Annotated in this window: 14 protein-coding genes; 11 read left to right on the top strand and 3 right to left on the bottom strand. The window is 66.1% G+C overall.

Features of this window, described 5'->3' with window-relative positions:
- Window positions 1-4 precede the first annotated feature (4 nt).
- From ACMAUO_RS07675 to ACMAUO_RS07650, 6 genes are read left to right on the top strand one after another with little or no spacing between them, the layout of a single operon-like run.
- Entirely contained in the window at window positions 5-964 is a 960-nt protein-coding gene (locus ACMAUO_RS07675; protein WP_420356326.1) for an ABC transporter permease, read from the top strand.
- A 37-nt stretch (window positions 965-1,001) separates the two neighbouring features.
- Complete coding sequence (locus ACMAUO_RS07670) at window positions 1,002-1,838, top strand: ABC transporter permease (protein WP_420356325.1); 837 nt, start codon at window positions 1,002-1,004, stop codon at window positions 1,836-1,838.
- Entirely contained in the window at window positions 1,835-2,848 is a 1,014-nt protein-coding gene (locus tag ACMAUO_RS07665) for an ABC transporter ATP-binding protein (RefSeq protein WP_420356324.1), read from the top strand. The genes ACMAUO_RS07670 and ACMAUO_RS07665 overlap by 4 nt, the downstream gene beginning before the upstream one ends.
- Window positions 2,841-3,842: an oligopeptide/dipeptide ABC transporter ATP-binding protein gene (locus ACMAUO_RS07660; protein ID WP_420356323.1), complete on the top strand. Its 1,002-nt coding sequence runs from the start codon at window positions 2,841-2,843 to the stop codon at window positions 3,840-3,842. Before ACMAUO_RS07665 ends, ACMAUO_RS07660 begins: the two co-directional genes overlap by 8 nt.
- A gap of 31 nt (window positions 3,843-3,873) precedes the next feature.
- Window positions 3,874-5,202: an NAD(P)/FAD-dependent oxidoreductase gene (locus tag ACMAUO_RS07655; protein ID WP_420356322.1), complete on the top strand. Its 1,329-nt coding sequence runs from the start codon at window positions 3,874-3,876 to the stop codon at window positions 5,200-5,202.
- Window positions 5,203-5,226: 24 nt separating this feature from the next.
- Window positions 5,227-6,858: a peptide ABC transporter substrate-binding protein gene (locus ACMAUO_RS07650; protein ID WP_420356321.1), complete on the top strand. Its 1,632-nt coding sequence runs from the start codon at window positions 5,227-5,229 to the stop codon at window positions 6,856-6,858.
- Window positions 6,859-7,035: 177 nt separating this feature from the next.
- Here ACMAUO_RS07650 and ACMAUO_RS07645 read toward each other — a convergent pair whose 3' ends face one another.
- Window positions 7,036-8,385 (bottom strand): PQQ-dependent sugar dehydrogenase, encoded by a 1,350-nt coding sequence (locus ACMAUO_RS07645; RefSeq protein ID WP_420356320.1) that lies wholly within the window; start codon window positions 8,383-8,385, stop codon window positions 7,036-7,038.
- A gap of 254 nt (window positions 8,386-8,639) precedes the next feature.
- Between ACMAUO_RS07645 and wrbA the strand changes: the two genes are divergently transcribed.
- A complete protein-coding gene (gene wrbA / locus ACMAUO_RS07640; protein WP_420357232.1) occupies window positions 8,640-9,236 on the top strand; it encodes an NAD(P)H:quinone oxidoreductase in 597 nt (198 codons plus the stop codon).
- Window positions 9,237-9,695: 459 nt separating this feature from the next.
- Here the strand turns inward: wrbA and ACMAUO_RS07635 are convergent, their stop codons facing one another.
- The gene (locus tag ACMAUO_RS07635) at window positions 9,696-12,191 is read right to left on the bottom strand and encodes a phosphocholine-specific phospholipase C (protein ID WP_420356319.1); all 2,496 of its coding nucleotides are present in this window, start codon (window positions 12,189-12,191) and stop codon (window positions 9,696-9,698) included.
- 250 nt (window positions 12,192-12,441) lie between these two features.
- Between ACMAUO_RS07635 and ACMAUO_RS07630 the strand changes: the two genes are divergently transcribed.
- Window positions 12,442-13,518: a hypothetical protein gene (locus ACMAUO_RS07630; RefSeq protein ID WP_420356318.1), complete on the top strand. Its 1,077-nt coding sequence runs from the start codon at window positions 12,442-12,444 to the stop codon at window positions 13,516-13,518.
- Window positions 13,519-13,575: 57 nt separating this feature from the next.
- On the opposite strand, the gene ACMAUO_RS07625 is transcribed toward ACMAUO_RS07630, so the two are convergent.
- A complete protein-coding gene (locus ACMAUO_RS07625; protein ID WP_420356317.1) occupies window positions 13,576-13,863 on the bottom strand; it encodes a hypothetical protein in 288 nt (95 codons plus the stop codon).
- A gap of 384 nt (window positions 13,864-14,247) precedes the next feature.
- Here ACMAUO_RS07625 and ACMAUO_RS07620 point away from each other — a divergent pair, with 384 nt between their 5' ends.
- The 3 genes from ACMAUO_RS07620 to ACMAUO_RS07610 are packed head-to-tail and all read left to right on the top strand — an operon-like array spanning window position 14,248 to window position 19,703.
- Window positions 14,248-15,126 (top strand): ABC transporter ATP-binding protein, encoded by an 879-nt coding sequence (locus ACMAUO_RS07620; RefSeq protein WP_420356316.1) that lies wholly within the window; start codon window positions 14,248-14,250, stop codon window positions 15,124-15,126.
- Window positions 15,127-15,129: 3 nt separating this feature from the next.
- Window positions 15,130-18,738, top strand: coding sequence for an ABC transporter permease/M1 family aminopeptidase (locus tag ACMAUO_RS07615; RefSeq protein WP_420356315.1), 3,609 nt, complete (start codon window positions 15,130-15,132; stop codon window positions 18,736-18,738).
- Window positions 18,735-19,703 carry a hypothetical protein gene (locus tag ACMAUO_RS07610; protein WP_420356314.1) on the top strand — a complete coding sequence of 323 codons (969 nt, stop codon included), beginning with the start codon at window positions 18,735-18,737 and terminating at the stop codon, window positions 19,701-19,703. Before ACMAUO_RS07615 ends, ACMAUO_RS07610 begins: the two co-directional genes overlap by 4 nt.
- Window positions 19,704-19,749 lie beyond the last annotated feature (46 nt).

Below are 19,749 nucleotides of genomic sequence, written 5' to 3'. Positions count from 1 at the left end.
TGCAATGACAGATACGTTCGTCTCCCGGCTCGCCCGCATGGTCGTTACCCTGGCGATCGTTTCTGTCACCGGTTTTCTGCTGCTTCATCTCGCCCCCGGCGATCCGCTGGCGCAGTTTGCGCTCTCGCCGGGGATGACGGAGACCCAGTTGGGGATGATCCGGCACCAGATGGGGCTCGATGTGCCGCTGCCGCTGCAATACCTGATCTGGGTGAAGGGGTTGCTCGTCGGGGATTGGGGGCGCTCGTTCCGCGACCATCAGCCGGTGCTGACCATCATCTTCGGGCATCTGGGGGCGACGATGGAACTGGCGGGCACCGCCAGCCTGCTGGCGACGTGGGTTGGGGCGTCGATGGGGCTGTATGGCGCCTTTCGCCAGGGATCGCGGGGCGATACGATGATGACGGTTCTTTCCGTCGTGCTGCTGTCGATCCCGACCTTCTGGTTCGGGCTTGTGTTCATCTCGCTGTTTTCCGTCCGGCTGGGCTGGTTGCCGTCGGGGAATATCCATACGGTCGGCGGGGCGTTTTCGCTGGGTGATTATCTGCGGCATCTGTTTCTGCCGGCGATCGTGCTGGCGCTGGGCTCTACCGCGATCTGGTCGCGCTATACGCGCAATGCGGTGGCCGAGGTGCTGGGGCAGGATTGCATCCGCACCGCGCGGGCCAAGGGGCTGTCGCCCCGGCGCATTCGCTACCGGCATGTGCTGCGCAATGCGCTGCTGCCGATGATCACGCTGGCGGGCTTGCAGTTTCCGACCCTGCTGAGCGGGGCGCTGGTGACGGAGACCGTGTTTACCTGGCCGGGGATCGGCCGGTTGTTTCTCGATTCGCTCGAATATCGCGATTATCCGGTGGCCATGGGGATTCTCATGTTTTCCGCCGTGCTGGCGACCTTCGGCAGCATTCTGACCGATGCCCTCTATGCCGTTGCCGACCCTCGTCTGCGCGTGTCGCGCCGGTGAGGGGGGGGATGCGCGATGTCTTTAAAAGGGCCGTGATGTGAAGACGCTTCGCCGACTCATGAAGATCCGCACCGCCTCGACCGGGATGGTCATGGTCGTGGTGCTGGCCTTTGCCTGCGCGGTGCTGCCGCCGCTGCTGCCCTTTGATCCGCTGGAGATCGACCTGCATCATCGCTTTCTGCCGCCCCTGTCGGGCAGCCATGTACTGGGGACCGACGAGATCGGCCGCGATACGCTGGTGCGGCTGCTGGCGGGAGCCCGGACCTCGCTGCTGATCGGGCTGTCGGCGATGGCGCTGAGTACCCTGACCGGGTGCCTGACGGGTGGGCTGACGGGGTTCTATGGCGGCTGGACGCGGCGGGTGCTGATGCGGGTGGTCGATTCCGTGCTGTGTTTTCCGACCATCTTCCTGTTGCTGACGCTGGCCTCCTTCGGGCAGCCGGGGGCGCTGACCATCGTGGGCATCGTCTCGCTGGTGGCGTGGATGGAAGTGTCGCGGGTGGTGGACGGGCAGGTGCGGGCGTTGCGGGGGCGCGAGTTCGTCGTCGCGGTGGAGGCGATGGGGGCGTCGGCGGCGCATATGCTGCTGCGCGAGCTGCTGCCGAACATTACTGGGGCGATCATCGTCGTCTCGACGCTGAATGTCGCGCGGGCGATCCTGATGGAGGCGTATGTCAGCTACCTTGGCAACGGTATTCAGCCGCCGCAGCCCAGCCTGGGGGCGATGCTGAACGATGCGCAGGAATATCTGCGGCCGGACCCGTGGCTGGCCATCCTGCCCGGACTGGTGATTGCCGTGGCGGTGATCGGGCTGAATTTCATCGGGGATGGGCTGCGCGTGGCGGTCGATCCCCGGCAGGGGCGCCGGGCATGAGCGGGCCCCTGCTTTCGGTGCGCAAGCTGGCGGTGACGTTCGCGCAGGGTGGCGGCCCGGATATTCCGGCGGTGGAGGGGGCGAGCTTCGACGTGGCGGCGGGGGAGACCGTGGCCATCGTCGGCGAGAGCAGCTCCGGCAAGAGCGTCACCGCCATGGCGTTGCTGGGGTTGCTGCCGGCGGGAGCGGGCACGGTGGTGTCGGGGCAGGCGCTGTTTCGCCGGGACGGGGAGGCGGTCGTCGACCTGCTGGCGCTGCCCGACCGGGCCATGCGGGCGATCCGCGGGCGCGATATCAGCATGGTGTTCCAGGACCCCATGACCAGCCTGAACCCGGTGCTGACCATCGGTGAGCAGATCGCCGAGGTGCTGATGACCCATGACGGGCTGACGCGCCGGCAGGCGCGGGCGACGGTGGTCGAGATGCTGGCGCGGGTGGGGCTGCGCGATCCGGGGCAGATCGTGTCGCATTATCCCAACCAGCTTTCCGGCGGCATGCGCCAGCGCGTCATGATCGCCATGGCGCTGGCCTGCCGGCCCCGGCTGCTGATCGCCGACGAGCCCACCACCGCGCTGGATGTGACCGTGCAGGCGCAGATCCTGGCGCTGCTGCGGGAGTTGCAGGCGGAAATGGGCATGGCGATCATTTTCATTACCCATAATATCGGGGTGGTGGCGCAGATTTCGGACCGGATCGTCGTCATGTATTCCGGCCAGGTGGTCGAGAACGCGCCGGTGCGCGATGCGCTGGACGACCCGCTGATGCCCTATAGCCGCGTGCTGTTCCGCACCGTGCCGACCTATGATGCCGTGCTGGCCCGGCGCCAGCGGCTGCCGACCATTCCGGGGCATGTGCCCGACCCGAGGCATCGGCCGCAGGGCTGCACCTTTCATCCGCGCTGCGCGCATTTCCGGCCGGGGGTGTGCGACGGTTTCCGTCCGTCGCTGGAGGTCGCGCGGAGCGGGCATGAGGTGCGCTGCGTGCGCTGGCAGGAGATTGCCCGTGGCTGAGCCGCTTCTGGACGTGCGCGACCTGACGAAGATCTATCCGCGCAGGAAGGGGTTGTTCGGCAAAGGGGCGGATTTCGTCGCGCTGGACGGGATCTCGTTTACCGTCGGGCGGGGCGAGGTGCTGGGGATTGTCGGGGAATCCGGGTCTGGCAAGAGCACGGCCGGGCGGATTGCCATGGATATCCTGGCGCGGACCTCGGGGCAGGTGCTGTTCGACGGGGTCGATCCGCTGGGCATGGACCGGGCGCAGCGCCGGGGGTTCCGGCGGCGGGCGCAGATGATCTTCCAGGACCCCTATGCGTCGCTGAACCCGCGCATGACGGTGGAGCAGCTTCTGCGCACGCCGCTGGCGCTGCATGGGCTGACGACGTCGGCGGCCGAGGATCGGCGGAAGCTGGTGGCGGCGCTGGACCTTGTGGGCCTGCCTGCCACGCTGCTGAATCGCTATCCGCATGAATTCTCCGGCGGGCAGCGGCAGCGGATCAATATCGCCCGCGCGCTGATGCTCGATCCGGCGCTGGTCGTGGCCGACGAGGCGGTGTCGGCGCTGGATGTGTCGGTGCAGGCGCAGGTGGTGAACCTGTTCATGGATCTGCGCGAGCGGCTGGGCATCGCGATCGTGTTCATCGCCCATGACCTGCCTGTGGTCGGCATCATCTCCGACCGGATTGCCGTGATGTATCGCGGGCGGATCGTCGAACTGGGCGAGACGGTGGCGATGTTTACCCGCCCGCGCCACCCTTATACCGCCATGCTGCTGAATGCGGCGCCGGCGCCGGGCAGTTCGGCCGCGTCGCTGCTCGCGGCCCAGCCGGTGGCGGAGGATGCGGGCATGACGGGGGGGTGTGCGTTCGCCCCCCGCTGCCCGTTTGTCATTCCGGCCTGTGCGGCGGGAAAGCCGCCCGTGCGTACGCTGGAGGGCGGGCACATGACCGCCTGCCTGCGTGACGACCTGGTGATCGACGGGCCGCTCGCCGGGCAGTCCTGCTGCTGAAATCTCATTCTCCTACAACGGAACATTGATCATGGGACCTGAAGTCGTCACCATCGAGAGCGATACGACCCCGCCGGCCGCCACCGATGTCGTGGTCATCGGCGGAGGGATCGTCGGGGCCAGTACGGCGCTGGCGCTGAGCCGCAAGGGGATCGATGTGACCCTGTGCGAAAAAGGCGTGATCGGCGCGGAACAATCCAGCCGCAACTGGGGGTGGGTGCGCAAGAACGGCCGCGATGCGCGGGAGATTCCGCTGATGCTGGAGAGCATGCGGATCTGGCATGGTCTGGGGCCGCTCGAACAGGCCGATACCGGCTTCAAGGTGACCGGCGTGCTGTCGGTGGCGTTGACCGAGGCCGACCAGGCACGGCATGAGCGCTGGGCGGAGAATGCGCGGATCTGGCAGACCGGATCGCGGGTGATCGGTTCGTCGGAGATCGCGGAACTGCTGCCGGGGGCGACGCGCAGCTTCCGCTCCGCGCTGTATAACGCGACCGATGCCCGTGCCGAGCCGCAGAAGGCCGCGCCGGCCATTGCGGCGGCGGCGCGGGCGCGGGGCGCGCATGTGCTGCAATCCACCGCCGTGCGGGGGCTGGATGTCGCCGGCGGGCGGGTGCGGGGCGTGTTTACGGAAAAGGGGCGCATCGCCTGCAATGCCGTGGTGGTTGCCGGGGGGGCGTGGTCGCGGCTGCTGCTGGGGAATCATGACCTGACCCTGCCGCAGCTCAAGGTGCTGGCCTCGGTGGCCCGGACCTCGCCGATCGCGGGGCTGCCGGAGGTGAGCGCCTATACGGGCAAGGTCGCGTTTCGCAAACGCGATGACGGAGGCTATAATTTCGCGCAGTCGGGAACCGTCGTGGCGCCGATCGTGCCTGATACGATCCGCTTCCTGCCGAAATTCCTGCCCGCGCTGCGGGCCGAGCGGCGGGCGCTCAAGCCCAGGCTCGATCATCGCTTTATCGAGGCGCTGCGGCAGCCCCGGCATTGGGCGATGGACCAGGCGACAATCTTCGAGCGGGTGCGGACGCTGGACCCGAAGCCGGTCGCGGCCCTGCTGAAACAGGCCGAGGAGGCGTTCCTGAACCTGTTCCCCCAGGCGGCGGGCATGAAGGTGGTGCAGACCTGGGGCGGCATGATCGACGTGATGCCCGATGCCGTGCCGACCATCAGCCCGGTTCCGGGCGTGGAGGGGGTGATCGTGGCCACGGGGTTCTCGGGCCATGGGTTCGGGATCGGGCCCGGGGCCGGGCAGTTGGCCGCCGATCTGGCGACGGGGGCGGACCCGGTGGTCGACCCCGCGCCTTTCCGCTGGTCGCGCTTTACCGATGGCTCGAAACTTCAGATCGATGTCGGGTTCTAGGGCCGGTCTGTGCGGAGATCGCTGATGCATCCTCTGGGCCGCAGGGCATTCGTGGGCGGGCTGGGGGCTGCGGTCGCCCTGCCGGGGCTGGCCGGGCGGGCGCGGGCGGCCCCGCCTGGGCGGCGCGGCGGGATCGTCGTCGGGCTGTCGCAGGAGCCGACCGTCTTCAATCCGCTGTTTCCGCATATCGAGGTGGATGACGGCGTTCATATGAACCTGTTCAGTCCGCTCTGGTCGATCGACGAGGCGGGCATGTTCGTGCCCGAACTCGCGGCCGATATTCCGACGCCGGATAATGGCGGGATTTCGGAAGACGGCACCTTCTGGCGGATCAGGCTGCGGACGGATGTCGTGTGGCATGACGGGGCGCCTTTCTCGGCCGAGGATGTGCGCTTCACGCTCGGGTTGCTGCATGATCCGGATTTTCCGGCCTATTCGCGCGCCGGGCATGAGCTGGTCACGGATGTGACGGTGGTGAGCCCGACGGAAATCACGTGGCGGATGAAGGAAAGCTCGGCGTCTTACCTGTCGCAGCTTGCGAATATGTTCGTCGTGCCGGCGCATCTTCTGGGACATGAGCATAATTGGAGCGCCTCGGCGTTCTCGCAGCATCCGGTCGGCACCGGGCCGTTCCGCTGGGGGAGCCGGGTGCCCGGTGATCAGATCACGCTGCTGGCCAATGCGCGGTACTACCGGCCCGGGGAGCCGCATGTCGAGACGCTGATCTTCAAATATATCCCGGACCAGACGGCGCTTTTTACCCAGTTCGAGGTTGGCGCGATCGATTATCTGGGCATGCAGGGGATTGCGCCGGATCGGTATCGGGAGGCGCTGGCGCTGCCGGCGGGGCGGCGGATCGAGATTGCGCCGGCCGCCGCCGCCGGTATCGTGGCGCTCAATCTCGGCCGGCCGCAATTTCAGGATCTGGCGGTGCGGCAGGCGCTGTATCTGGCGCTGGACAAGGAGGAGATCATCTCGATCCTGCTCGAAGGGCTGCCGCATGTGAGTGAGTCGTACGTGCCGCGCGAATCCTTCTGGTTCAATCCGGACCTGCCGGCGCATCGGCACGACCCGGCGCAGGCGCGGGCGGTGCTGGATGCGGCGGGCTGGGTGGCGGGCCGGGACGGGATTCGCAGCCGGGATGGTGTCCGGCTGGAATTCGGCAATTCCTCGACCTCGGGCGATCCGCTGCGCCAGCAGATCCAGCAGGTGATGCAGGCGCAATGGAAGGCGATCGGCGCCGCCATGACGCTGCATGACGCGCCGCCCGCCATTACCTGGGGCAGTAGCTGGACCCATTCGCAGTTCGATACCGCGCTGGTGGAAATCGACTTCATGGTCGGGTCCGATCCGGAATGCTCGCTGCATTTCGACAGCCACCAGTCGGTGGCCCGGGGGGGTGTGGGGAGCAATGTCTTCCAGTATCAGTCCGCCGCCGCCGACGCGCTGATGGTGGCGGGCATGCATGAGCAGGACCGGATGAAGCGGCGGGAGATCTACCGGAAGATCCAGGCCGTCATCCGGCACGACCTGCCCGTTCTGCCGCTGTACCAGCGCAGTTCGATCGAGGGGGTCAAATCCGCGCTGGTGGGATATAAGAGCAATATCAACGTGAGGTCGAACTGCTGGAATATCCGGTCGTGGTACTGGGCCTGAGAGCCTGACCGCAAATGCGCGCTGGCGGCGATCCAGCGGGCGTTTCCTGTGCTTCGGTGCTCACGGCCATCAAGGCCGCTCCGCTCCGATGCTCGGAAACACACGCCGGCCGTGCCGCTGCGCGGCACTCTCGCTCACCAGCCCACATTTGCGGTCAGGCTCTGAGAAAGAATGGCGTCAGTCGGTCTTCTGTTCCGCGCCGGTGACCCGCCATACGGCGTTGCCGACGTCGTCGGCGACCAGCAGGGCGCCGGATTTGTCCAGCGCCAGGCCGACCGGGCGGCCGTGGACGTGCTCTTCGTCCTGCGTCAGGAAGCCGGTCAGCACGTCGCGGGGCGTGCCGTCGGGGTGGCCGTCGGTGAAGGGGACGTAGATGACGCGGTAGCCGCTCTTGGGCTTGCGGTTCCATGAGCCGTGCTGGGCGACGAACAGGCCGCCGCGCCAGGCCTCGGGCAGGCTGCTCTGCTGCGAGAAGGCGATGCCGAGCGAGGCCGTGTGCGGGCCGACGGCGTAGTCGGGGGCGATGGCGCTGGCCACCAGGTCGGGCCGCTGCGGCTTGACGCGGACATCGACATGCTGGCCGTAATAGCTGTAGGGCCAGCCATAGAACGCGCCCTCCTTCACCGCCGTGATGTAGTCCGGCACCAGGTCGCTGCCGATTTCGTCGCGTTCGTTCACCACCGCCCACAGGGCGCCGGTCTGCGGTTCCCACGCCAGCCCGTTGGGGTTGCGCAGGCCGGTGGCGTAGGGGGTAAGCTTGCCGCTGGCGATGTCGAACCTGTCGATCCGCGCGCGGCCTTCCTCGACCTCCATGCCGTTGTCGGCGACGTTGCTGTTGGAGCCGATGGTGACGTAGAGGGTGCCGCCATCCGGGCTGGCGAGGATGTTCTTGGTCCAGTGGTGGTTGTAGCCGGCCGGGAGGTCCACGGCTTTTTCGCCCGGTGCGTCGATATGGGTTTCGCCCTCGTGATAGGGGAAGCGGACCAGTGCGTTGGCGTTGGCCACGTAGAGCGTGTCGCCGACCAGGGCCATGCCGAAGGGCGAATAGAGATGGTCGAGGAAGACGCTGCGCTGGTCGGCGACGCCGTCGCCGTCGGTATCGCGCAGCAGGGTGATGCGGTCGGGGCTTTTGCCGCCCGCGCCGGCCTTGCCCATGACCAGGCCGGCGATGCGGTTCTTCACCGTCTTGATGTCGGTGCCGGGGGAGCCGGATTCCGCCACCAGGATATCGCCGTTGGGCAGTCTGTACAGCCAGCGCGGGTGGTCCAGGTCCCTGGCGAAGGCATGCACCGCCAGTCCCTGGGCCGGGACGGGGGCCTGCGTGCCCTGCCAGCCGATCGGGGTGGCGATGTTCACCGTGGGCATGAAAGTGGGGTTGGGGGGCAGCAGGACGGGGTGGGGGCCGGTTCCGGCCTCGACCGTCTGCCGTGCTTCCTCGGGCGAGACGACCGCGCGGTAGCCGGCGGCCACCAGCAGCGCGGTGACGCCGGTGGTCGCGACGAGAAGCCTGATCTGGGTACGGGTCATGAGGGCGGCCTTGCGAATCTGTGGCTCCGCCAATGGATTGGGAGCCGTCGAGGACTGGAACGGGCCAACCATCATGCCGTTTCGTGGGGGCGTGCAACCGGCATGTGATCGGGCGTGTGGCCGGGTGGGCGGCGCGAAAAGACGGAAACCGAGGGTTTCCGTCTTTTGGGGTGTCGGGGGGCGGGGTGGGCCGTATGGTCGGCCGGGTATTGTTCGCCCCGAGGAAACGGCCCTGGCGCCGGGAAGAGGTCATGATGACGAAGCTGCTGGTTCTCTATTACTCCACTTACGGGCATGTCGAGACGATGGCGCAGGCCGTCGCCGAGGGCGCCCGCGCGGCGGGGATCGAGGCCGATATCAAGCGCGTGCCGGAGACGGTGCCCGAGGAGATCGCGAAGACGCATCACTTCAAGCTGGACCAGGCGGCGCCGGTCGCGACGATCGACGATCTGCCGCAGTATGATGCCATCATCATCGGCGCGCCCACGCGCTTCGGGCGGCTGCCGTCGCAGATGGCGGCGTTCTGGGACCAGACCGGCGGGCTGTGGCTGAAGGGCGCGCTGATCGGCAAGGTGGGTGCGGCCTTTACCTCGACCGCCAGCCAGCATGGCGGGCAGGAGACGACGCTCTATTCGCTGCTGTCGAACCTGATCCATCACGGCATGGTCATCAGCGGCCTGCCCTACAGCTTTCAGGGCCAGCTTGCGGTGGACCAGGTCTCGGGCGGCGCGCCTTATGGCGCGACCACGATCGCCGCCGGTGATGGCTCGCGTGCCGTTAGCGCCAACGAACTGGATGGCGCGCGCTTCCTCGGCCAGCATGTGGCCGGGCTGGCGAAGAAGCTCGCCTGAATGAGGGGCCGTCGCCCCAAGTTATTGTTGTGATTGTTACAGAGGCTGTTTGAAAAGTCGGCCTGCCGAGCGAGAGGGCCGCGCTGGAAACGCGCGTCGGATCGCCGGCAGGGTGACTTTGCAAACAGCGGCGGAGCCTGACCGCAAATGTGGGCTGGTGAGCGAGAGCGGCCCGTGAGGGCCGCGCCCGGCGTGTGTTTTCGAGCATCGGAGCGGAGCGGCCTTATGGGCCGTGAGCACCGACGCGCAGGAAACGCGCGTTGGATCGTCGGCAGGGTGACTTTGCAAACAGCGGCGGAGCCTGACCGCAAATGTGGGCTGGTGAGCGAGAGCGGCCCGTGAGGGCCGCGCCCGGCGTGTGTTTTCGAGCATCGGAACGGAGCGGCCTTATGGGCCGTGAGCACCGAAGCGCAGGAAACGCGCGTTGGATCGCCACCAGCGCGCATTTGCGGTCAGGCTTCAGGCCATGGCGGGGTCGGTTTGGCTGGGCCGCCCCGTTTCGACGCGGCCGGCGAACTGGTAGGTCAGTTCGGGCTCGGCCGGGCTGGTGAGCGTGACATCATACCACATTGCGCTGCCTGACAGGTCGAACGCGGCCTCGGCGGCGTGGCCGGGGGCGACGCGCAGGGTGCGCTTCACGTTCTGGCCGGCCAGGGCGCAGGCGATCGTGACCGTCTGCGGGCCGCTGTTGGTCACCCGCAGGGTGAGGTCCTTGCCCCGGCCGTGGAGATAGCCGCATTCCACCTGCAAACGCAGGCCGCCCTGCCGGCCGCGGAAATGGCGATAGAAGCCGTTGGGGGCGTGGACCGCGACATCGTAGAGCCTGTCGGCGAAGCTCGTCATGTCGAAGGCCGCGTCCAGCGTGTCGCCGGCGGCGACGGCGTAGGTGCCCGCCTGCATGGTGCCCTTGGCGCCGGTCCTGCTGGGTGCCAGGCCGTGGCAATAGACGTTGAAGGGCAGGCCCGCCGCGTTCGCGCCGTGCAGCGTGCGCCCGGCATGCAGGCGCAGGGCGATCTGTTCGCCATCCGGCGTCAGGCCGCCGTCGCAATGGGCTTCGTAGGGCAGGGCGCAGGAGGGGCGGGTGCCGGGTTCCTGCCGGACCATGGTGCGCAGGCTGGCGGGATTGGTGCGCAGGGTGGCGAGGTCCGTCGTGCTCAGGGCGCGGAAGCCGCCGGGCATGGGGCGGTCCTTCGCTTCCTCGATGGCCTGGAGATGGGCGTTGCGGTTGAGGAAGGGCAGGGTGGGCACCGTGCCGTCATAGAGGCGGAAGCAGGAGGTCAGGTTGCCGCTGATCGCGCGGCGCCAGGGCGAGATGTTGGTTTCGGTGACCGCCTTGCCGAATTTCGCCTGGATGAAGGTTTCCAGGAACTGCAGGGTGGAGGTGTGCTCGAAAAGCTGGGAATTGACCCAGCCGCCCCGGCTCCACGGCGAGGCGACGATCATGGGCACGCGGAAGCCCAGCCCGATCGGGCCGGTGCGGGCCAGGCGGGGCGGGACGCCGCGCTCCACCTCGTCGCGCGCCGTGGTGTGTTCCAGCCCGTCGGGGCCGATCGCGGCCGAGGAGCGGCCGGTTTCCGGGCGGTAGGGGTCCGGCGCCGTGTAGGAACAGCCATGGTCGAAATAGCCGTCATTTTCATCGTAGGTGATGATGAAGATGGTCTTTTTCCACACGTCCGGATTTTCGGTCAGGATATCCATGATCTCCGACACGTACCACGCGCCGTACCATGGCGAGGTGGGGTGGTCGGAGAAATGCTCCGGCGCGGCCAGCCACGAGACGGTGGGCAGGCTGCCCGCGCGCACGTCCTGGCGGAACTGGTGGAGGATGTCGCCCTTGGGGGCGTCCATGTGCAGGGGTTTGTCGCCTTCGGAGAAGGACAGGGTTTCCAGCGCGCGGTAGTGCGGGTCGCCGTTGTTGATGACGAACGCCTTCTCGAACAGGGCGCGTTCGGCGGGGGTGAGCTTCTGCATCGTGTGGCTGGCGGAGGGGCGGCGGCGGGTCAGCACGTCGAGCAGGGCCCGGGCTTCGGCCAGTTGTTCCTCGTGCGTTTCGGAGACCAGCATTTCCTGCTTCGTCAGCCGGTCGATATGGCGTGTGCAGTCGTCGATGCGGGCCTCCAGCCAGTCGCTGAAGCCGGGATTGGCCGAGACGCAATACTGGTCGAAGCACTCCAGGACGTTGCAGCCGAAATTGGAGAGCCACGCGCGTTCCGGCGCACTCATGCCGCCGGTCTGGGACAGTTCGTTCTGGTAGAATTTCCACGAGACGCCGGCGCTCTCCAGCCGTTCGGGGAAGGTGGTCCAGGTCATGCCGCCTTCGAGGATCTCGCCATTGCGCATGTAGACGCGGGAATCGGTCGTCTGCGTATCGCGGACCGTGCCTGTCCAGAACAGCAGCCGGTTGGGGGTGGTGCTGGTCATGGCGCCGCAATAATGCTGGTCGCAGACGGTGAAGGCGTCGGCCAGCGCGTAGTAGAACGGCAGGTCCTCGCGCGTGTAATGGCCCATCGTCAGCGGGTAGCGGTCATAGCCCTTGTGGTGGGATTTCTTGGCGTCGATCCAGCGGTCGTGGCCGCCATCGTTCCACGCATCGACCTGGCTGTCGCGGGAATGGGGGATGGAGCCCATCCAGGTGACGCGCGTGTCGCGGATGTTCAGGCGCCAAGGCACGTAGGTCTGGCCGTCCGCGCCCGTCTGGGCGAAGACCGGGTTGCCGTTGGCCTGCCGCATCGCCCTGGGGTCGTTGAAGCCGCGCACGCCTTGCAGCGTGCCGAACACATGGTCGAACGACCGGTTTTCCTGCATCAGGATCACCACATGCTCGGCATCCTGCCAGGTCGTGCCCGGATTGGGGGCGATGGCGAAGGCGCGCTGGATGGCGGCGGGAAGCGTGGTGGTGGCGCCCGCCGCGCCGGACAGGAGGGCGTATTTGAGGAAGTCCCGGCGTGTCGTCATGCGTCTGCTCGGCCTGTGCGTGTTGTTCCGCGTCGGACGGAAATCGTGTGGATGCATCGTGACATACGGCATGGCTGCCGATTTCCATTGTGACAATTTCATGAAACAGGGACGGAGGGAACCGGTTCGTGCGATGCCGGCGGTGGCCGGACATTGCCAACTTGTCAGGAAAAAATGGACCGGGACCGCATTGGAAATCCGGGAGCGGTGATCTATGCCCTGCGGGCACCATGAACGACATCCGGGGACCATGAACAGGACCATTCGCTTTCTTCTGCTGCTGCCGGGCCTGTCTGTTCTGCAAGGATGCTACGAGATCGGGCCGACGCGGCTGGACCGGGACCAGAGCGACTATTCGCGCGCGCTGACCAGCTCGGCCAAGCAGCAGACGCTGCTGAACGTGGTGCGCCTGCGCTATGCCGACACGCCGGGCTTCCTGGACACCACCCAACTGATTTCGGGATATCAGCTCCAGCGCAATGTCTCCGTGGGGATCGGGACCTATTCGCTGGCGACCCGGCCCTATGGCGGGGCGGGGATGCAGGTGCAGGAGAGCCCGACCTTCACCTTCCAGCCCGTGACCGGGGATTCCTACGCGCAGAGCTTCCTGCGGCCGCTGCCACCGGGCAACCTGCTGCCGCTGGCCATGGGCGGGCTGCCGATCGACGTGCTGTTTCGCCTGGCGGTGCAGTCGATCAACCTGATCAGCAATGCCGGGTCGCTGGGTGGGGATGTGGGGCGTGGGTCGCCGGCTTTCTTCGACCTGATCTACGACCTGCGGCTGCTGCAACTGGCGGGGCTGCTGGGCATCCAGCTTGAGCGGAATCCGGCCGTCTCGGACAAGGACGCGATGGCGGACCGGGTGTTCCTGTCGATCGCCTCGACCGACAATCCGGACCTGGCGAAGGTGGTGCATGACACGCGCCGCCTGCTGGGCATGGCGCAGGATGACGAGCGGGTGGAGGTGGTCTATGGCGGCGGGCGGCCGCGCCGGGGGCAGATCCAACTGCTGACGCGCACGGTGCTGGGGGTGCTGGGGCAGATTGCCTACCAGATCGACGTGCCGGAGGAGGATATCTCCTCGGGCCGCACGCGGCCCACCGTCAAGCTGGTCGGGCGGGTGACGCGGCCGGTGGTGGTGATTCACGTGACGAAAGAGCGGCCGGAGGCGGTGTTTTCCTGGACGAACTACAATCACAAATTCTACTGGATCGCCGACGACGATTTCGACAGCAAGCTCGCCTTTACCATGTTGCAGATCCTGCTTGAGCTTTCCAAGACCAGCAAGGGGCCGAATACCATCGTCACCATCCCCGCCAACGGCTAGGCGGGGTGGATGGCCGGGCGTGTCGGCGAGATGCCCGGGCAGGATCGCACCGGGGCATCATGAATGACGGGCGATCGCATACACGAGCAATATTTCGGCTACGACCATGAAAGCCATGATGAGGACGCGGATATAAAGCGGATATGATTTTACTTTCGTCTTGATGCGGGATTTGTCGCCGGTCGCGCACCAGAGGATGGTGGAGATCCATCCTGCCCATGTAAAGCCCAAGGTGACGTTCAGGGTCAGTGCTTCCTTGAAGGGGGTCTTGCGCAAGACGAGGCTGAGAATGGTTGGAATGAAGAAGACAATGGATAGAAAGAGAATGGTATAATTCCCGACCATTATTTGTTTCCTCCGGATGGTATTTTTTGAAGCGCGGCATTCGGAATGCCATATTGTAACGATTTTTAAATGATAGTGGCCTGGATATGATATATCAATATGGATGCATCCGGAAAGCACGCGGCTGGGCGGGAGCCATTGCGAACGGATGGCGAAGTGATGTGAATAGGCGAGATCAATATCCAATTCAATTTTGAATCGAAGAGTGAATTGTAACCCATTACTTGTGGGAACTGTTTATTTAATGTTCGATGTCTGTTGTAATATAGTGACGATTTTTTATGAAGCCTTGTTGTGGGTGTGGGAAATGTGAGGGGCGGGCACTAGTCGAAAAGACCGGTCTCGGCGTAACATTCCGATACTTTATTGGAAGGACTGTCGACCATGCTGCGTATCTCGGATCTTGTGCAGGTCTATGCAAGCGGCACGCGCGCCCTGGATCATGTTTCGCTTGAGATCCCGCGGGGGATGTTCGGGCTGCTCGGGCCGAATGGTGCGGGCAAGTCGACCCTGATGCGCACCATCGCGACCTTGCAGGCCCCGACATCCGGCAGCGTGACGTTCGACGGGATCGACGTGCTGCGCGAGCCGGAGCGCCTGCGGGAGACGCTGGGTTATCTTCCGCAGGATTTCGGCGTCTATCCCCGGGTCTCGGCCTATGACCTGCTGGACCATCTGGCGGTGCTGAAGGGGATTACCGGCAGGGGGGAGCGCCACGAGACGGTCGAGACGCTGCTTCACCAGGTGAATCTGTGGACCGTGCGCAAGAAGGCCGTCGCGGGTTTTTCGGGCGGGATGCGCCAGCGGTTCGGCATCGCGCAGGCGTTGATCGGGCAGCCTTCGCTGATCATCGTCGACGAGCCGACGGCGGGGCTCGACCCTGAAGAGCGCAACCGCTTCCTTAACCTGCTGGTGGAAGTGGGGGAGCAGGTCGTGATCATTCTCTCGACGCATATCGTCGAGGATGTCGCCGATCTGTGCCCGCGCATGGCGGTGCTGGCGGGCGGGCGCATTCTGCTGGAAGGCGCGCCGCAGGCGCTGATCGAGGAGAGCCGGGGGCGGCTTTGGCGCAAGGTGATCCCGCGCGAGGCGCTGGAGCAGTACCAGCGGGACTATCGGGTGATCGCCGTGCGGCTGTTTGCCGGGCGGACCATCATCCATGTCGAGGCGGAAAGCGATCCGGGGGCGGGTTTCGAGCCGATGGAGGGCAGCCTCGAGGACGTCTATTTCCGCACGCTCGACAATTCGCGCCGGGCTGCCTGATCCATGCTCGGACGTATCGCGCGGTTCGAGATCCGCTACCAGATGCGGGGCCCGGCTTTCTGGGTCTGCGCGCTGATCTTCTTTACGCTGACCTTCCTCAGCACCACCGTCTCGGTCATCCAGATCGGCAGCGGCGGCAACGTGCACAAGAACGCGCCCTATGCCGTCGCGCAGATGGAGCAGGTGTTCTCGGTCTTCTCGCTGTTCGTCTGCGCGGCGATCGCGGCCAATGCCGTGATCCGCGACGAGGAGACGGGGTTCGGCCAGATCCTCTACGCCACGCGGCTGCGGCGCCTGCCTTATATTTTCGGCCGTTTCCTCGGTGTCTTCGTGACCTGCTGCCTTGTGTTTCTCGCGGTGCCGCTGGGCGTGTTCCTGGGGTCGTTCATGCCCTGGGTGGACCCGGACACGCTCGGCCCGGTCCATGGGCTGGCCAATCTCAAGGCCTATGGGCTGATTGCGATTCCGAACCTGTTCCTGATCAGCGCCCTGATGTTCGCGGCCGCGACGCTGACGCGCTCCATGATGGGGTCGTATATCGTCGCGGTGTCGCTGATGGTGATCTGGACGATCGCGATCACCATGATCGGCAAGCTGCCGCGCCTTGAGGAGACGTTCGGCTATCTCGAACCGTTCGGCTTCGGGGCGGTCGACCTGGCGACGCGGTACTGGACTTCGGTGGAGCGCAACACGCTCGCGCCGCCCCTGACGCCGATGCTGCTGTGGAATCGTGTGCTCTGGTGCGGCATTGCGGTGGGGCTGCTGGCCCTCGCGGGCGGCCTGTTCAGCTTTACGCGCCGGCAGGGCAGGCTTTCCCGCCGGCGGGCGGAGGCCCCCGCCGAGACGCCGCCGGTCTTCGACCCCCGTGCCCTGCCGCGCCCGCGTTTCGACGCGCGCACGCGGCGCGCGCAGTATGTCGCGCGCCTGCGCTTCGAGGTGCGGCAGGTGTTGCGCAGCCCGGCCTATATCGTGCTGCTGCTGCTGGGCATCGTGAACACGGTGGGCGGGCTGGTCGATCTGGACGAGATGTATGGCACGCCCGTCTGGCCGGTGACGCGCGTCATGATCCAGCATCTGATCGGCGCGTTCACGATTATTCCGCTCATCATGGCCGCGTTCTATGCGGGCGAGGTGGTCTGGCGCGAGCAGGACCGCAAGATGCACGAGCTGATCGGCGCCGCGCCGCTGCCCGGATGGATCTTCGTCCTGAGCAAGGTGCCGGCCATTGCCATCGTGCTGTTCACGACGCTGCTCGTGGGGGTGGCGGTCGGGGTGGTCTACCAGCTTGCGCATGGCTACACGCATCTGGAACTCGGGCACTATCTGCTGTGGTTCGTGCTGCCCGGCACGGTCTGGATGCTGCTGACCGCCATTCTGGCGGTGTTCTTCCAGGTTCTCGCACCGCAGAAATTCGTCGGCTGGGGGCTGATGTTCCTCTACATGGTGCTGCGGCTGATCGGCGGCACGCTGGGGCTGGACGATATTCTCTACAATTACGGGCGCACGCCCGGCATGCCGCTTTCCGACATGAACGGGGTGGGCAATTTCTGGAAGGGGTTGGTGGTCTGCGACCTCTACTGGGCGTGCTGCGCGGTCATCCTGATCGTGCTGTGCCATGTGCTGTGGCGGCGCGGCGCGGCGATGACGCTGCGGGCGCGGCTGGCGGCGTTGCCGTCGCGCATCCGGGGCATGCCGGCGGCGATCGGCGGCGCGGCGCTGGCGTGTTTCGCGGTGCTGGGGGGCTTCATCTTCCTGAACACGCATGTCTGGAACGAGTATCTGACGCCCAACCAGCGTGACCGCTACATGGCGGATTACGAGAAGGCGCTGCTGGCGTACGAGCATGTGTTGCAGCCCGACGTGACGGCGCTGCGCTTCGACATCGACATTCATCCCGACGGGCCGGCGATGACGGTGAGCGGACATTATGCGCTGACCAACCATCAGGCGGTGCCGCTCGACCATGTGCATGTGCGGATGGAGACGCGCGAGACAAAGCTGATCGACCTGAAGATCGAGGGCGCGACGCTGGAGCGCGACTATCCGAAATTCCACTACCGCATCTACCGGCTGGACCGGCCGCTGGCGCCGGGGGCGAGCATCGGGCTGGATTTCCGTACCGAGCGGGCGCAGCGCGGCTTTGCCAATTCGGCCAATACCGACCTTGGCATCTTTCCGAACGGCACTTTCGTCAACAAGGAGGATTTCGCGCCGTCCATCGGCATGACCCGTGACGGGCTGCTCCAGGATCGGGTCAAGCGCCGCAAATACGGGCTGGTGCCGGAACTGCGCATGGCGAAGCTGGAGGACCGTGCGGCGCAGGCGCAGAACTACATCCATGCGGGCTGGACGACGGCGGACATCACGGTGACGACCGATGCCGACCAGACGCCGATCGCGCCCGGCGACCGTGTATCGGACGTGACGCATGACGGGCGGCGTACTGCGCATTTCGTCACCTCCGCGCCGGTGCTCGACTTCTTTGCCGTGCAGTCGGCGCGCTATGCCGAACGGCACGCGATTTATGACGGGCCCAACGGCAAGGTGGACCTGACGGTCTATTACGACCCGCATCATCCGTGGAACGTCGAGCGGATGCTGGACGGCTTCAAGGCCGGGCTGAAATATTACGAGCCGAATTTCGGCCCGTATCAGTTCCATTATGCCCGCATCCTGGAATTTCCGGCCTATTCCGCCTTCGCGCAGGCGTTTGCCGGGACGATTCCGTATTCGGAAGGGATCGGCTTTATCGCCAACCTCTCGAACCCCGACAATATCGATTACGTGACCTATGTGACGGCGCACGAGCTGGGCCACCAATGGTGGGCGCATCAGGTCGTGGGCGCGGACATGCAGGGCTCGACCATGCTTTCGGAGACGCTGGCGCAATATTCGGCGCTCATGACGATGCGGGAACTCTATGGGCCGGACAAGATCCGGCGCTTCCTGAAATACGAACTGGACCAGTATCTGCGTGCGCGCGGCACGGAGCGGCTGGAGGAGGAGCCGCTTGAGCGGGTCGAGAACCAGCAATACATCCATTACCGCAAGGGTTCGGTCGTGATGTATCTGCTCCAGGACCGGCTCGGCGCGGACCGGGTGAATGCGGGACTGCGCCAGCTTCTGGCCGATTATCGCTTCAAGGATGCGCCCTGGCCGCGCTCGCTGGACCTTGTCGGCGATTTCCGCGCGCAGGCCGGACAGGCGGGGGAGGGCGATGCCGCCGGGCAGCAACTGATTACCGACCTGTTCGAGAAGATCACGCTCTACGACCTGCGCACCGTCTCCGGCACCGCGACGAAGCGGGCCGATGGCCGGTTCGACGTGGCAGTGAAGGTTTCGGCGAAGAAGCTCTATGCCGACGGCAAGGGCAACGAGACGGAAACGCCGATGAACGAGCCGGTCGATATCGGGCTGTTCACCGCCATGCCGGGGGAAGCGGCCTTCGACCGGAAGAACGTCGTGCTGATGCAGCGTGTGCCGGTCAGGACGGGCGAGAACACGCTGCATTTCACGGTGGATCGCGCGCCGTCCTTCGCGGGGGTCGACCCCTATGTGGAGATGGTCGATCGCAATCCCGACGACAATGTCCGGGCGGTGACGGGGCCATGAGGAGGGTCTTGCTCGCGGGCGCGCTGGCGCTGCTGGGGCTGGCGCCGCAGCCGGGGCGCGCCGCCGACCGGAGCTTGCCGGTCGTCTATGAGGCCGGCCATGTCTATGCCGTGCCGACGCTGGCGAACGGGCGGCGGATGCGGATGCTGATCGATACCGGGGGAGGCACGTTTCCGTCCGCCTGGATTTCGAACATCGAAGCCGGGCGGCTTGGTTTGAAGGGCGACGGGCGCTGCGCGTCGACCTTCGGCCCCGTTGTCGTCGCGCGCGCCGCGTTTCAGCCGGGAAAGGGCTGGCCGTTGCCGGGCGCGGGCTGCGACGGGATCGTCCTGTATCCGGGCGAGGCGGGCGACGGTCAGGTGACGCCGATGGTGCTCAAGCCCGGTATATGGACCTTCGATTATGGTGCCCGCAGCGTGACGCTGCGGGCCCGGGACGCCGTGCCGGAGGCGGGTGCGACCGTGGCCGCGCTGGGGTTCAAGCGCCTCGGGCCGGGGCGTACCGGCGCATGGCCGCGCATCCGGATCACCGTTGACGGGCAGGTTCTGGACATGCTGCTCGATACCGGCGCGACCAGTCACCCGACGGCCGAGGCGCTGACGGCATCGGGCGCCAGTGTCAGGGACGGTGTCGGGGTGGCAAGCTATATTACGGCGTCGACCATGGCGGCGTGGCATGCCCGGCATCCCGAGTGGCGCTATATCGCCCAGGGTGACGATCTGTTCCCCAAGCGGGTCGCTTCCGTCATCGAGGTTCCCGAGATCGGGATCGCCGGCCAGAAGGTCGGGCCGGTGTGGTTCACGCAGCGGCCGGATGCGGCCTTCCATGGCATGATGGCGCAACTCATGGACCTGTCCCCTGAAGGGGCCGTCGGCGGGAACGTGTTCGAGAATTTCCGCATGACGATCGACTATCCCCATGCCCGCGCCTGGTTCTTCTGCGAAACGGCGCGGTGCCGGCCGTAACCCCGAGGGGCAGGGCTATCGTCACGGCCGCCCCGTGCAGGGGCGA

Source organism: Gluconacetobacter brunescens, from assembly GCF_048695475.1.
In the GTDB taxonomy this organism is placed as follows: domain Bacteria; phylum Pseudomonadota; class Alphaproteobacteria; order Acetobacterales; family Acetobacteraceae; genus Gluconacetobacter.
Note: the sequence above shows the minus strand (reverse complement) of the source record. Positions and strands in the feature narration are given on the sequence as shown.